Genomic DNA, 13,805 nt, shown 5'->3' with positions numbered 1-13,805 from the left:
CGCACCTGCGTGTGCGCCCGCATCCACATTGCATCCACAAAGAAAGGGCACCCAACGGGTCGCCCTTTCGTCGTTTCCGGCGCGCCGAAGGCGATACGGGTGCAGGCGTCACGCCTGCAGCAGTGCCTTCTCCAATCTCGCCACCTCTTTTTTCACTCGCCACGGCTTGGAAAGGCTCATAAAGGGGACCATCCCTTCAATGGCATACAGCAGCGTCATGGCCTTGGCCGCCTTATGGTGTCTTGCCAACAATCCTTCATCTTCGGCCACGGAGAGCAATCCGTAGATCCATTTGAAGAGTCTCGCCTGACCCGCGAACAGACGCGCCTGCCGCGGTCGATCTTGCAGCGCATACACCCGGTCGCGCAGAAAAAGTCCGATCACCTGCGGGTGCTTTGCACAGAACAGGAAGTAATCCGTCAGGAAAGAGTGCAACGCCTCCAGCGGATCGTCCTTTTCGTCGGCCACGGCCATAAACAGCTCGATGGGCTCATAGAGTCGCACGCACACCGCCGCCAGAATGCCCTCCTTGCTGGGGAAATAGTAATACATCGCCGCCGGACTGAATCCCGCCCGCTTGGCAATATCCTTCAGTGTGACTGTGTCATAGCCGCGCTCCAAAAACAGATCCTCCGCCGCGCTCACCGCGTCCGCAATTCTCTCCTCTCTCGGTTTCCCCGGCATACCCCCTCCGTCCTGATTTTGCTATTTTGTTCAAATATACAAAATAGATCCCCCGAAATCAATATGCAAAATCCTCGCACCTTGCATCAGGCCCGGGCAGCCGCGTACCCTACACGGACCCTAATGCCGTTTCTATGAAGGTCGTCATGTTGGAGAACAGGCGCGCAGCAAGCTGCGCAACTACCCGGTCCGGGTTTGTATGGGTGTAGTAGTTGCACAGCTTGCTGTGCCTTCACCGCGCAAACCTTTTAAGAACCGACCCTAGCGGCGGCCTCCGGCCGTCAGCGCCGCCGTACCAGCTAAACCCCGGTCAGCCGAGACGGTGCGCAGGAAGGATCTCGGGCGACCCTTATGATGCCACAGGCATCGTCGGAGGGGCGGATCTAAGATCCGCCCGCCCAACAATAACCACAAACACAACCCCGCCCCAACAATTTGTCATTCCGTTCCGCCCCGGAACGGAATCCCAACCCCCACCGGCCCCCAAGACCCGCCCGCCTGACAATTACCACATCCCCAACCCGACCGAAACCCCGCCTCCAACAATTTGTCATTCCGTTCCGCTTCGGAACGGAATCCCAACCCCCAGCGGCCCTCTTCCCTTCATCCTTCATCCTTACTTCAAGAGCACCATCTTCCTCACCTGCGAAGCATTCCCCGCCTGCACCTTTGCGAAGTAAACCCCCGAGGATAGCTCCGATCCCTCAAACCGATACCGCTGCTCCCCCGCGTTCATCCTTCCCATTTCCTTCTGATACACACACCGCCCCAGCACATCAAACACCTCCAGCGTCACCTCGGACGGTGCTGGCAGCGTGAAGGAAAGCGTCGTGGTGGGGTTGAAGGGGTTGGGGAAGGCGGAAAGGCTGAAGGATGCAGGTGGAACGATGACGGATGGTTTGACCACGTCCGCCGAATCCCGCAGGTCAAAACGAACAAGCACCGGCCATACGCCCGGTGCGGGAGGCATGATTGCATCGGGTGTTGTTGGAAAATCTGATGAATAAGTGTAACCGCCAGCCCACACGTAGGCCAAGTCTCGGACGTTCGCCAAGCAAGGAGCCCAGTCACGATCCGAACCGCCTATAAAGGTGCTGTAACGTAATGTTGACAGGTCAGGAGATATCCGGGACAGAAAATAGTCGGCTGGCATGCCATGGTGACTTCGCTGGAAGGCATTCGGTGTTATCGGGAAATCATCACTGAGCGTGCAGCCCCAGAGGATAATTGATCCGGTGCGTTGTTCCACGACGGTGCATGTAACGGTCTCCGAGCCAGCTCCGCCTATGAACGTGCCAGCCAGCATTGAGTCTGGGAGAGTGACCTCGACCAGAAAAGCATCCCGCTCGCCGCGCGGAGTTGCCTGAAAGCCGCCCGGTGGCATAGTGAAGCCAACAGCGCTGCCGTCCACGGAGCCTTCCAGCAAAACGTGATCGCTATCCAAAGCGATCACGCGATGGAGCGTTCCAGTACTCAAAGAATCCTGACCACCAAAGTAAGACGCATACTCAAGGGTTGGCGGGTCATCGAGGCGGACACGCGCAAAGAAATTTCCCACCGGCGGAACGAATCTTGGACATAGTGCATCGGGGGTCACTGCCAAAACTCCCATGGTGTCGGCAATACCACAAATCCACGCCGCTCTGTTTGCAAGTGCAGTCACAGAAATCCAGACATTGCCCGAGCCGCGGATACCTGCATGAAAGAACGAGGAGAACACCACATTCATATGTCGCAAGTCGAAGGCCGCCACTGCATAGCCACCGGAACCTTCCCCCTGTGAATAAAGTGCATTGACCGTCAACGGAAAATCCGACGATTCGGTTACAGTACTTACCCACAGAATGCCGTCAGTGCTAAGGCTGAAGTCTTGCTTGTAGTCATCACCGCTTCCACCCCAATATGACCCCCACAAGAGCGTGCTGCCGTCCGCAGACAAAGCGGCAAGTGCCAAATCGCTTCGACCATTGGATGTCGTGTCAAACCCATTTGATGTGACCGGCCAACCCCTTACAACCTGATCAACAATTACGAGCGACTGGTCAAAATCAATGCACAAGGAGGGAATCGCACCGGGGAAATAGGTTGAGAAGATTAATGATCTTCCGTCGGCGGCGAACTTGCTGATGAAGCCAAAGTGACCAGCAAACTGGTTTTCATACGATCCCGGCGTTGTGGGAAAATCACCGGCAAAGGTGTCGCCGGAAAGAATGGGATTGTTGGCCGAATCTGTGACCAATGTCCCCGCTCCTCCGATCTGCATTTCATTCCCTGTCCCCCAATAGGTACTATACACCAGCTCCGGATCAATCACTACTTCCTTGGTCGCGTCATAAGCCCCCAACACAAAGCGGTAGCTGCCATCCGCGGTCAACTCATAGCGGCAGGAAATTTCAACCTGAGTGTGATTGATATTTTGATAGGCAAAGGGGGTCTGTTCCTTGACGGTGCCCAGCGACGTAGACAAGAGCAAACTGCCGTTTGCATCTACGGCTAAGGGGGCATCCTGGCCTTCGTAGCTTAGCTGAATCTGTGTGGGATCAGCCCCGGGGTGGACGTGATAGACGGTTTCGATGCCTTGAGGTGCAATGCGGTATTGGACATCAATCCCCGGCCAGACGTCTTGGGCAGTCACGCTGCGGTAGTGTCCCACGCGGCTGCGCCATTTACAGCTATCCTTGGACAGGAAGTAGTTGCTGTAACTGGGGAGTTTGTCTTCGCCAGTCAGGATGGGGGTGGGGTTGGCGTTGACATATGATAGGCGGAGGATGTGGCCACGCACCGCCGGGGCAAGGGGCTTTAGCCCCTTGTCTGCCTCTGCATCACGGCTACGGCTGAAGTCCTTCCCCCACTTCGTGGGGGAAGTTAGAAGGGGGTCTTCATGCAAATCCATCGTCATCCCCGACTCCGTCAAAAAATACGCTGCCCCCCTCCCCTCATACTTGAAGGCAAAGGCCCCTTCCCACTGCCCTTCATTTTGGACAAAGAAATCCGTCTGCGGCAAGGGTGATCCGCCAAAGCAGACTCCTCCGACCAACAACACCAGTCCCAACAACCCAATCCATGTGCGTTTCATGCGCTCGCCTCGTTACGGGTGGATGATGATGTCCGACAAAGTAGAATTTTCCCCATCCAAAGTCAACCGCTCCCAAAAGAGCAGAAAACAGAAAGCAAAAAGCAGAAAAATAGGCACAAACAACACCACCTTTCCTATTTCCTATTTCAAATTTCCTATTTGCCTTCCCCCTTCATGGTGCAAGCGGCAAATGAGCGATTCCTCCCCCTGTGCCACACTCTGCATCCCGCCTGCAAAACTGCATTTTTCGGCACCACTCTCAAGTCTTTAGTCTCCAGTCGCTTCGCGCGAAGCGATCAAATTTTCCCTATGAAGAATTATTCAAGCCGAGCCGATAACTCCTCCCGCCGCAACCCCAATCTTCCCAGCCCCCTGCGCACCCGGATTAATTTGTCACTAAAGTCCGCTATTCGCGTTGGCACTATCCTTCACAGCGTAAATGCCGCAGCGGCGGGTGCCGCTTAGGTTGCCCCATCTGTTCACCCGGAACCCCTCTCGCGTGGGAACGTACCAAGGCTATCCAGTATTCCCAAGGAGTCTTATTTATGAAAGCCGCTCAGATTAGCGAATATGGCCACGCCGATGTCGTGGAGGTGATGGAAACTCCGGAACCGCGTGTCAAGCCCGGACAGGTGTTGCTTGAAGTGCATGCGTCCAGCATTAATCCGATTGACTCCAAGCTGCGCGAAGGCAGCGTGACGTGGGCCAAAGGGCTGAAACTGCCTGTTACCCTCGGGTCGGATGTCGCGGGGATCGTGCAGGAACTCGGCGACGGCGTCAGCCGCGTGAAGGTCGGAGACCGCGTCTATGGCTCGGCAGGTGCGCTGGGCGGAGCCAGTGGCGCTCTGGCGGAATTTGCAGTCACTCCCGCTGAGTCCATCGCCCGCATGCCACGCAATCTGGACTTCCCCGAAGCCGCCGCCATTGCACTCACCGGCACCAGTGCTCTGCAAGCCTTTACCGAGCATTTCAAACTCAAGCGCGGCGACAAGATTCTGATTCACGGCGGCGCGGGCGGCATCGGCACAGTGGCCATCCAAATCGCCAGAAACATCGGTGCCTTTGTCGCATCCACCGCCACCGGGGACGGCGTGGACTATGTTAAATCTCTCGGCGCCGATCAGGTGATCGACTACAAGCAAGAGGATTTCGACGCCGTGCTCAAAGACTTCGATGCCGTGTTTGATACCATCGGCGGCGACACCTACAAACGCTCCTTCAAGGTGCTGAAAAAGGGCGGCGTCATCGTCTCCATGCTCATACCGCCCGATCCGAACCTGATGAAGCAGTACGGCGTGACCGCCATCTCCGAACAGACCAAAGTCAACACCGAACACCTCGATGCCCTGACCAAACTGATCGAAGGCGGAGTCGTCACCGTGCACATCGACCAGACCTATCCCCTGAACCGCATTCAGGAAGCCTTCCAGGCCAAAGATTCCGGCCAGGCCCACGGCAAAATCTCCGTCGTCATCAAGAAATAGCGCATCTATCGACTCCCACAAAACAGAAAGGCGACCCCTCATGGATCGCCTTCTTCATTTCAGCGTTTCAGTTTTTCAGCGTTTCAGCGTTTGACAGAAAGGCGACCCCGCATGGATCGCCTTCTTCATTTCAGCGTTTCAGTTTTTCAGCGTTTCAGCGTTTGCAAGATGGCGCTCATGTCCGGCGCTGCGCTCAAATCAAACATGTAGCGCATTCGGATGTGCCCGCTGCGGTCTATGGCAAAGACCGATGGCAGCGGGAAGTGCCCGCGGTCAAAGACATCATAGGCACGGAACACTGCCGAGTACTGGTCTGAGAGCAGGGGATAGCTGAGGCCCAGATCCTTTGTCCACTTCATCGCGGTCTTGGCTTCATACCCGTGAATCGCCACCAAATCATAACCGAGCGCCCGTACCGAATCGAGATGGGTCTGCAGCAGGTTCAGTAGCAGCTTGCTGAAAGGGTCCCAGTCTCCATTGCGGAAGAACACCACCAGCAGGGGCCGCTGTTGCAGCCGTTCGGCAAGGCTCATGGTGCTCACTGTATCCACTGGCAGTCGGAAACCCGGAGCCATATCTCCCACCTGTGCTCCCACCGGCCCCTGCGGCAAACCGCCGTTGCAAGTCAGGGTCACATCGGTCTTCTTCTTGACATTGAAACTGCACCCCAGCGCGGCAGCAACTTCGTCCGTTCGCACAAACAGCACACTGTCCTTCTTTTGCACCTCCGCCTCGTCCTGCTCGAATACCGGCACACAGGCCTGCGGCGAACACAACACAATCACCCCCGCGGACGTGTCCCGCTTCACCGTCACCCCCAACCTGCCCGCCACCTCGGAAAGATTCAGAAACAGCGTCTTCTGATTAAACACCGACCGCACTTCCATAGTCGAAGGAGTACCGGGGAGGTGCAAAGTAGCCGCCTGCACGGTGCACGAAAGACCCACAAAAGCCGCCAAAACAGCGACAGAGAGACGATAGCTGATCATGGAAAACCCTTAACATTATCACCCCAATCTACGAAAACTAAACCAGCTATTCCAGCAGTTGAAAAGTACGCGAAAATTCTCCATCTTTATAAGCTGGAAATCAGCCCCCCGCAGCATCTGTCCGGAGGTCCATATGGTGACGGTCAAGCAGTTTCTCGCGTATATTGGTAAGTTCGCGTTTGGTAGCCTATTACTCCTGCTACTTACAGGATGTTACGTCGCGTCCATCCATCCGCTGGCTGCGCTGAACCAGAGGATTTTCGATAAAGAGCTGGTGGGGGGCTGGGCAAATGGCCACGATACCTTGCGGATCTCTGGGGAAAATATTGATAATCTGGAGTTTGATGTGACTGAAGGACCCAGTGTTCTGAGTGATTCCGCACGCTCGGGCTCCCTCAGTTTGCTGCTGACGAACATTGATGACCAGACCTTCATGGATGTCCGCCCGGCAGATGTACAAGAATCCAAGAGTCCAATCCTCGAGCAGATGTTGCTTGTCCCCATGCATGCGATCATCCGCTACACCATCCACCAAGACACTCTGTCCATCCAGTATCTTAATTATACAGAGCTTCGCAGACTTTCCGAGGCCGGCAAGCTCCGCGGGCTGGATGTTGAAAATGTCGCCGATGACGGGCCGATAGTCATCACCTCCTCTACCTCCAAGCTGCGCGACTTTCTGTCCGATCATAAGAAAGACGATCAGCTCTATGCCGATCCCATCCACTATCTGCGGCTCAAGCCGTAGGTCCGCTCACTTGCCTTCCCAAGCGACCCAATCATGAAGCCACGCTGCCTTTTTGCCGTCTCTGCTGTTTGCCCGATATTGCTGATTGCTCTGCTCGCTACGGGCTGTGCGCCCGGTCCGATGGCGAAGAAGCCTGTGGCGGCTGTGGCTCCGAAGCATTCTGCACCATCGGCTGCTCCGGCTCCGGTGGACACCAACTTTGCGCATTCGGTCCCACTCTCGGCCAACAAGGGGATGGTGGTCTGTGCGCATCCGTTGGCGGCAAAGGTCGGGCGCGATGTGCTGGCTTCAGGCGGCAATGCAATGGATGCGGCGGTGGCGACCGTGGCGGCGCTCAATGTAGTTGAACCTCATGCGTCGGGCCTCGGCGGCGGCGGATTTCTTTTGTACTATGATGCCAAGCATGACAGTTTCGCGGTGATCGACTATCGCGAGCGTGTGCCGCACAGTATCGACATTGCTAAATACAACGATCCGAAGGACACGCTGCGGTTGGTGCAGCGCAGCGGCGCGACGTCCGTGCTTGTGCCCGGCGCACCTGCCGGCTGGCAGATGATGCACAACAGCTTCGGCACGCGGCCTCTGAAGGAACTGCTGGCTCCGGCGATTGCGCTGGCGGATACGGGGTATGCCGTGTCCGAAAAGCAGTCGGCGATGATCCTTGATCATTTGGCCGATATTCAGGCGGACACGGCGGGATTAGCCAAGGTCTTCCTGTCGGACAATCTTCCACTGCAACCGGGACAGAAACTCAGGCAGCCGCGCCTGGCGGAAACGCTACGGTTCCTGTCCAAGACGCGATTGGACAATTTCTACTTTCCGCCCATCGGTGACAAGGTGGCGGCTACCGTGAAAGCTCACGGCGGCTTTATCGACAGCGAAGACCTGATGTATTACCGTGCGCGGGAACGCTGGCCGCTGCGCGGCATGTACCACGGCTATGAGATTATTACGCTGCCTCCGCCGTCGAGTGGCGGCACGATGTTGCTCGAGATTCTCAAGCTCGTTGAGCCGCTGGATCTGAAATCCATGGGGCATCTCAGCGCGGACTATATACAAACTCTGGCCACAGCTTCGCGGCAGGCGCTGAAGGACGGCGATTCGTGGATCGGCGATCCGGACTATAACATGACCCCCACCAAGGAACTGCTCTCCGATTCCTGGACGGCTGAAGCGCGACATCGCATGAAGAGTGACAGTGTTCCGGATAAGATCACTGCCATGGATTCGGTGCGGGCGTTCAGCATGGGCAACACTACGCATCTGGTAGTGGTCGACAGTTCGGGCGACATGGTCAGCCTCACGCAGTCCATCAACTATTTTTACGGCGCAGGTCTGATGGTGCCGGAACTTGGCTTGCTGTTGAACAATCACATGGGAGATTTCGGAACGGAGCCATCCGGGCCGAAAGCGATTGCGCCGTTCCACCGTCCTCCCTCCAACATGGCGGCGACGATTGTACGGAAAGATGGCAAGCCGATCCTCGTCATCGGCTCTCCCGGCGGGCCGCGCATCGCGCCGACTTTGGCTCAGGTGCTGATTGACCTGCTCGATTTCGGGATGCCGCTGAATGAGGCGCTTGATGCGCCGCGTTTTTTCCCCGCGGGCAAGACGCTGGTGGTGGAAAATCGCATTCCGCAGACTACCTTGAAAACATTGGCCGCGAAAGGGTGGAAGGTCTACCCCAACGGTACGGCCAACTCCTACTTTGGCGGAGTACACGCCATTCGCATTGATACCACGTCCGGCATGCTCACCGGTGCGGCGGACCCCCGCCGTGACGGCGCTCCCGCCGGATATTGATAGGCACCATGTCCCGTTCTACCTTACGCTGCAGATTCCTGCTCGCCGGTCTTGCGGTCCTCTGGACCGTGGTCTGCTTTGCCGAGCAGCGTCACCATGCAGCCTATCCTTTGATGATCAAGGCGGCGCAGCGAACCCGCGCCGCTGAAGAAGCTTTGTATACCCACAAGCTGGCGCTGGGACTCTATGATGCCGAATTGGATCCCCATCGTACGGGGCTGGTGGGTGTGGAGTACTCGAGAATCACTACGACCATCGGCAACCTGAAAGCCAAGCGTACAGCCACCAATCCGGATTTTGCGGCGTACATCGTGCGCGAACTGGTGGATCATGGCATCGGCACCGGCGACACGGTGCTGGTGACCATGACCGGATCGTTTCCGGGTATGAACCTTGCCGTCTTGATGGCGCTGGAGACGCTCAACGTAGCCTCGCTGCGCGTCTGCTCGCTGGGCGCGTCGAGTTACGGCGCGAATCAGGAAGACTTCACCTGGGTGGACATAGAAGATTATCTGGTCCGTCAGCATCTGTTGAAAAGTCACAGCAATTTTGTGACGCTGGGGGGATCGGGAGATGTCGGCGGTGGAATTTCCAAAGAGAGCCGCTGGATGCTGCGTACCAAAGCGGAGCGGCTGGGCTACACGATTTTGAAATCTCCCTCGGCGCGCAAACAGGCGGTACTGCGCCGCGAACAACTCGGCAATCCGCGCTCTTACGGTTTGCTGATTAACATCGGCGGCAATCAAGCGATGCTGGGCGGCAAAGAGGGACGTGATCTGCCCGGTGGGTGGATTGAGCCGTTTCTCGATTCTCTGGGCCGGGACGAGGATCCGGATGAAGTGGAAGGCATCATCTTCGATTTCCTCGAGGACGGTGTGCCTGTGTTGAACCTGCTGCACATTGAAGACATTGCTGTGTCCGCCGGAATCCCTTTCGATCCGCCTGAACCGCCACCCATTGGCGTGTCCGCCCTCTATTTTGTGCCTAAGCCCGCCGAAAAAAACTGAGCGTCTTTTTCACGTGCACCTTCTTTCTGAGCCCACTTCAATGTGTCCGCCCCAATCCCGGAGTTGCCGGTGACTGAAGGCTGGACTCTGCTTGTCATGATCGCGGCGCTCTGTCTGGGAGTGTTCGCTTTGCGTTTACCGACCGGGCTGTCGTTGGCCCTTGCGGCGGTTACCGGTGCGCTGGTGGCTGGAGAAGGATTAGCCATCCGCCATCTGGTTGAGGGGACCATGCTCTATCTCGACCCGATATTGCTGGTGGTAACGTCGCTGTTCTTCATGGCGGTATTCGAACAATCCGGCGCGCTGGCAACGCTAAATACGGTCACGGTTCGCTCTTTGGGCAAATGGCCGCGCCTGCTGCTGGTGCTGCTGACGGTGTTTGTGATGTTTCCCGGCATGTTGACCGGGCTGACCGCACCGTGCGTGCTCACTACCGGCGCGATGATTGCTCCGGTGCTCATCGGCGCGGGAATGCCGCGCGCGCGGGCAGGAGCGTTTATCGCCACCGCGGCCTTCTTTGGAATGGTTGCCCCGCCGGTGAACATTGCGGCGATGATCATTGGCTCGGGCGTGGATATGCCTTATGTCGGTTTCGGCTGGCCGCTGCTCATTGCGGCTGTGCCTCTGGCGCTGGTCTGCGCATTTGTGATTGCCGGAAAACACGTCAAGGGTCTGGCGAATGCCGATGTGCTGGATAACCTTCCGCCATCGCGCTATCCGGACCACGGCTTCAAGCTCTTCCTGCCGCTGTTGCTCCTGCTGGCGCTGCTCTTCGGCGCGAAATCCTTTCCCAAATATGTGCCGTACATCGGCGTACCGCTGATGTTTGTGCTTTCCGGAGTGCTGGGGCTGTTCACCGGAGACCGCGTGAAAGTCGATGGCGCTCTCACGTGGGCAATTCGGCAGGCGCTGCCGATTGTCGGTCTGCTGGCGGGTATCGGCATGTTCATTCAGATTCTGACGCTCACCGGCGCTCGCGGCTTCATTGTAGTGCACACGCTGGAACTGCCGCGCGTCTGGCAGTATGTAAGCATGGCGCTGTTCGTGCCGTTCTTCGGCGGAGTGTCTGCCTATGGTTCGTCGAGCGTGCTGGGCGTGCCTTTTCTGCTGGCATTGCTTCAGCAGAATGCGATTATTGTCGCCGCGGCACTGTCGCTCCTCGCATCTGTCGGCGATTTTCTTCCTCCCACGCGGCTTGCAGTGGTCCTGTCTGCGCCCGTGGTGGAGGAGACCCCAAACCGCATTCTGAAGTTCTGCTTGATTCCCATTGTCCTTTCGATTCTGTGGGGAATGGGAATGATCCTGCTGGCGAACCCGATTGGGAAGTTGCTCGGACTGAGCTAAGGCGGCAGTATGAAGAAGACACCGGCGCAGAGCGCTGTAGCCAAGGATGTAGACTCCTATCTTGCGGCGTTGCCCGACGATGTGCGGGGTATGCTGGAGAAGCTTCGGAAGACCATCAAAGCGGCCGCACCCCAGGCTGAAGAGGTGATCAGCTACCGGATGCCGGCGTTCAAGTATCACGGACCTTTGCTCTTTTTTGCGGCGTGGGAAAACCATTGCAGCCTGTATGCCGTGAGCAAAGCCCTTTTGAAGACGTTACGCAGCGATCTCGAGCGTTACACAATTTCCGGGACGACCATCCATTTCTCGGTCGATAATCCGCTTCCTGCGTCGCTCGTCCGCAAGATCGTCAAAGCCCGGATGAAAGATAACGAGCTGCGGGCGGAACAGAAACAGAGCAAGCGCTGACTGCGCTTGAAGAATCTCGGCACATTCCTCCCACTATTCTGAAGGAGCTGAACATGGATGGGGACAGAAGCTCGAGCATTGGCTTGCGCGGGGAACCGCTGCGCGATGTGAAGCTGCGCTTCTCGGGGGACGGATTCGACATGCTGGGGTGGGGTATTGTCTGGCTGGTGTCGTTCCTTGCGTTTTCCATCCCGATGGCATGGTGGGAGCGCAGTTTTCGCCGCTGGCTGGCGCGCAAGGTCAATCCGGATGATGGTTCTGTCTTTACCTTCGACGGCAGTCCGAAGGAAATCTGGTACTGGTTTCCGCCGCTGGGGATTCTCGATCTCATGCGGGGCCAGGTGCACGACCCTGTGTTTCGACCTTTGCTGGGGATCGTGTCGCTGCTGCTGGGCGCGTGGGTATCATGGGTGGTGATTCGCTGGTTTACCAAAGGGCTGCGGCTGCGCGGCTCCATCGGGTTTCGGTTCACGGGCAGCCCGCGAACGTACATTGGTTTGCAGGTGCTGTCCGCTGCTTCCGTATTCACAGTGGTTGGCTGGCCGTGGGTGCAGGTGGCCATTCAGCGCTGGGTCTACCGGCATATGGAGAGCGACGACGCGGAACTGCAATGGGTCGGAAAGCCCCTTGAACTACTTGGTCTGGGATTTCTGTTCTTCGTTTTGCCGTTGCTGCTCATTCTTCTGGTTTCGGGCCTCACACTATCAGACATGGGGACGATGCTGCTGAGCTGGTTTTCTCCCGCGACCGGATTCGATTTCGACAAGATCCACCATGCGAATGTCATCGGCCTCTTCATCCTCTGGGGTACGTGGATGCCGTGGTTCATGACGTGGATGTTCCGCTGGTATATCCGCAACACGAAGCTGTTGGTCAAAGAATCCGCGATTGTGGCGGAGCCGGTCGAGGCCCCCGCCGAATAACCGAACGACATGTATCATATTCTCTCGATAGTTCTCTTCTGGTGCTACTGGCTGATCGCGCTTGCGACCGGTGTACTGCTCGTACGCGAACTGCTGCGGGGCAAGGACTGGCGCGTGCAAGTCACGGCAGCCCTGGCCCTGATTCCCTTTGTGCTGCGGGTGCTGCTGATCAAATGACGAACGCGGAAACAAAAGACGGGCGCACGGCTGTGCGCCCCTACACGGGAATTGTGCTGCTGCTGGTGGTGTTGAGCGTGTGTGCGATGGCCTCGCGGGATTTTTTGAAGGCGTGGCGCGATGAACCGCTGTATCCGTCTAAGGGGATGACCGCGCACAAGCATCTGTCGGACTATTTTGCGGGCATCAAAGGCACGCGGGCCGACGGAGACGTGTATATTTTCGAGGGCAAGGAATCCGGCGGGACCACCGTGGTGCTGGGGGGGACCCATCCCAATGAAGTTGCCGGAGTGCTGGCGGCGGATGTGCTGCTGGAAAATGCTACCGTGACTCGCGGACGGCTGATTGTTCTGCCTCGCGCGAATCATTCGGCCTTTACTCAGACCGAGCCCGGCGAAGGGCATCCTGCAAGCTTCGAGATTGCGACGGCTGGCGGACCGCGCCGTTTCCGCATGGGTTGCCGTTTTACGAATCCGCTTGATCAATGGCCTGATCCGGAAGTCTACCTGCATCATCCGTCCGGGCAGGAACTCTCGGGCAATGAAACGCGCAATCTGAACCGCGCTTTCCCCGGCAGGTCCGACGGCAATTTTACCGAGCGCGCGGCATTTGCCATTACTTCTCTGGTCAATGCCGAGAAGGCCGATCTGGTGATTGACCTGCATGAAGCTTCGCCCGAGTATCCGGTGATCAACGCGATTGTCGCCCACGAGAAGGCGATGGACCTTGCCGCTACAGCTAATCTCACGCTGCAGGGCGAAGGTCTGAGTTTCAATTTGGAACCGTCCCCGCAGAATTTTCACGGACTGACTCACCGCGAACTGGGCGATGCCACGCCTGCACTGGCGGTGCTGATGGAGTCGGCAAACATTATGCAGGGCCGCCTGCGCAGCCGGACGTCCGCGGAGAAAATATTAAGCGGCAAGGACGATTGCTATTTGTCCGCCGCCCGCGCCAATCTGCTGCGCGTGCCGTACGATTCGACGGGAATTCCTGTCGGCGTGCGCGTGGGACGGCATTTAGCCGGAGTGCGCGCATTAATGGACGGCCTGGCCTTTGTGAAGCCGGACAAGGCGATGGAGGTTTCCGACATTCCCACCTATGACGAAGTGCAGACTCGGGGACTTGGCGCATTTCTGGCGCCGCGATCCCGGTAACTGAA

Annotated in this window: 12 protein-coding genes; 9 read left to right on the top strand and 3 right to left on the bottom strand. The window is 57.4% G+C overall.

Annotated features, from left to right (window positions below):
• Window positions 1-108 precede the first annotated feature (108 nt).
• Window positions 109-684, bottom strand: coding sequence for a TetR/AcrR family transcriptional regulator (locus tag VGL38_05130; GenBank protein HEY3294797.1), 576 nt, complete (start codon window positions 682-684; stop codon window positions 109-111).
• A gap of 616 nt (window positions 685-1,300) precedes the next feature.
• Window positions 1,301-3,760 (bottom strand): T9SS type A sorting domain-containing protein, encoded by a 2,460-nt coding sequence (locus VGL38_05125; GenBank protein ID HEY3294796.1) that lies wholly within the window; start codon window positions 3,758-3,760, stop codon window positions 1,301-1,303.
• A gap of 545 nt (window positions 3,761-4,305) precedes the next feature.
• Here VGL38_05125 and VGL38_05120 point away from each other — a divergent pair.
• The gene (locus VGL38_05120) at window positions 4,306-5,244 is read left to right on the top strand and encodes an NADP-dependent oxidoreductase (GenBank protein HEY3294795.1); all 939 of its coding nucleotides are present in this window, start codon (window positions 4,306-4,308) and stop codon (window positions 5,242-5,244) included.
• Between the two features lie 146 nt (window positions 5,245-5,390).
• On the opposite strand, the gene VGL38_05115 is transcribed toward VGL38_05120, so the two are convergent.
• On the bottom strand, window positions 5,391-6,233 hold the full coding sequence (locus VGL38_05115; protein ID HEY3294794.1) for a redoxin domain-containing protein: 843 nt from the start codon (window positions 6,231-6,233) through the stop codon (window positions 5,391-5,393).
• A gap of 133 nt (window positions 6,234-6,366) precedes the next feature.
• Between VGL38_05115 and VGL38_05110 the strand changes: the two genes are divergently transcribed.
• From VGL38_05110 to VGL38_05075, 8 genes are all read left to right on the top strand, one after another.
• Window positions 6,367-6,981 (top strand): hypothetical protein, encoded by a 615-nt coding sequence (locus VGL38_05110; protein ID HEY3294793.1) that lies wholly within the window; start codon window positions 6,367-6,369, stop codon window positions 6,979-6,981.
• Between the two features lie 33 nt (window positions 6,982-7,014).
• Entirely contained in the window at window positions 7,015-8,784 is a 1,770-nt protein-coding gene (ggt, locus tag VGL38_05105; protein ID HEY3294792.1) for a gamma-glutamyltransferase, read from the top strand.
• Between the two features lie 8 nt (window positions 8,785-8,792).
• Complete coding sequence (gene pgsW / locus VGL38_05100; protein HEY3294791.1) at window positions 8,793-9,791, top strand: poly-gamma-glutamate system protein; 999 nt, start codon at window positions 8,793-8,795, stop codon at window positions 9,789-9,791.
• Between the two features lie 69 nt (window positions 9,792-9,860).
• Entirely contained in the window at window positions 9,861-11,135 is a 1,275-nt protein-coding gene (locus VGL38_05095) for a TRAP transporter large permease subunit (protein ID HEY3294790.1), read from the top strand.
• Window positions 11,136-11,144: 9 nt separating this feature from the next.
• Window positions 11,145-11,543, top strand: a complete 399-nt coding sequence (locus VGL38_05090) for a DUF1801 domain-containing protein (protein ID HEY3294789.1) — start codon at window positions 11,145-11,147, stop codon at window positions 11,541-11,543.
• Between the two features lie 53 nt (window positions 11,544-11,596).
• Window positions 11,597-12,466, top strand: coding sequence for a hypothetical protein (locus VGL38_05085; protein HEY3294788.1), 870 nt, complete (start codon window positions 11,597-11,599; stop codon window positions 12,464-12,466).
• 9 nt (window positions 12,467-12,475) lie between these two features.
• The gene (locus VGL38_05080) at window positions 12,476-12,643 is read left to right on the top strand and encodes a hypothetical protein (protein ID HEY3294787.1); all 168 of its coding nucleotides are present in this window, start codon (window positions 12,476-12,478) and stop codon (window positions 12,641-12,643) included.
• The gene (locus VGL38_05075) at window positions 12,640-13,800 is read left to right on the top strand and encodes a succinylglutamate desuccinylase/aspartoacylase family protein (GenBank protein HEY3294786.1); all 1,161 of its coding nucleotides are present in this window, start codon (window positions 12,640-12,642) and stop codon (window positions 13,798-13,800) included. Before VGL38_05080 ends, VGL38_05075 begins: the two co-directional genes overlap by 4 nt.
• The last annotated feature ends 5 nt before the right edge of the window (window positions 13,801-13,805 follow it).

It is taken from the genome of bacterium (assembly GCA_036504735.1).
Classification (GTDB): domain Bacteria; phylum Electryoneota; class RPQS01; order RPQS01; family RPQS01; genus DASXUQ01.
This window is presented reverse-complemented; position numbering and strand designations above follow the sequence as displayed.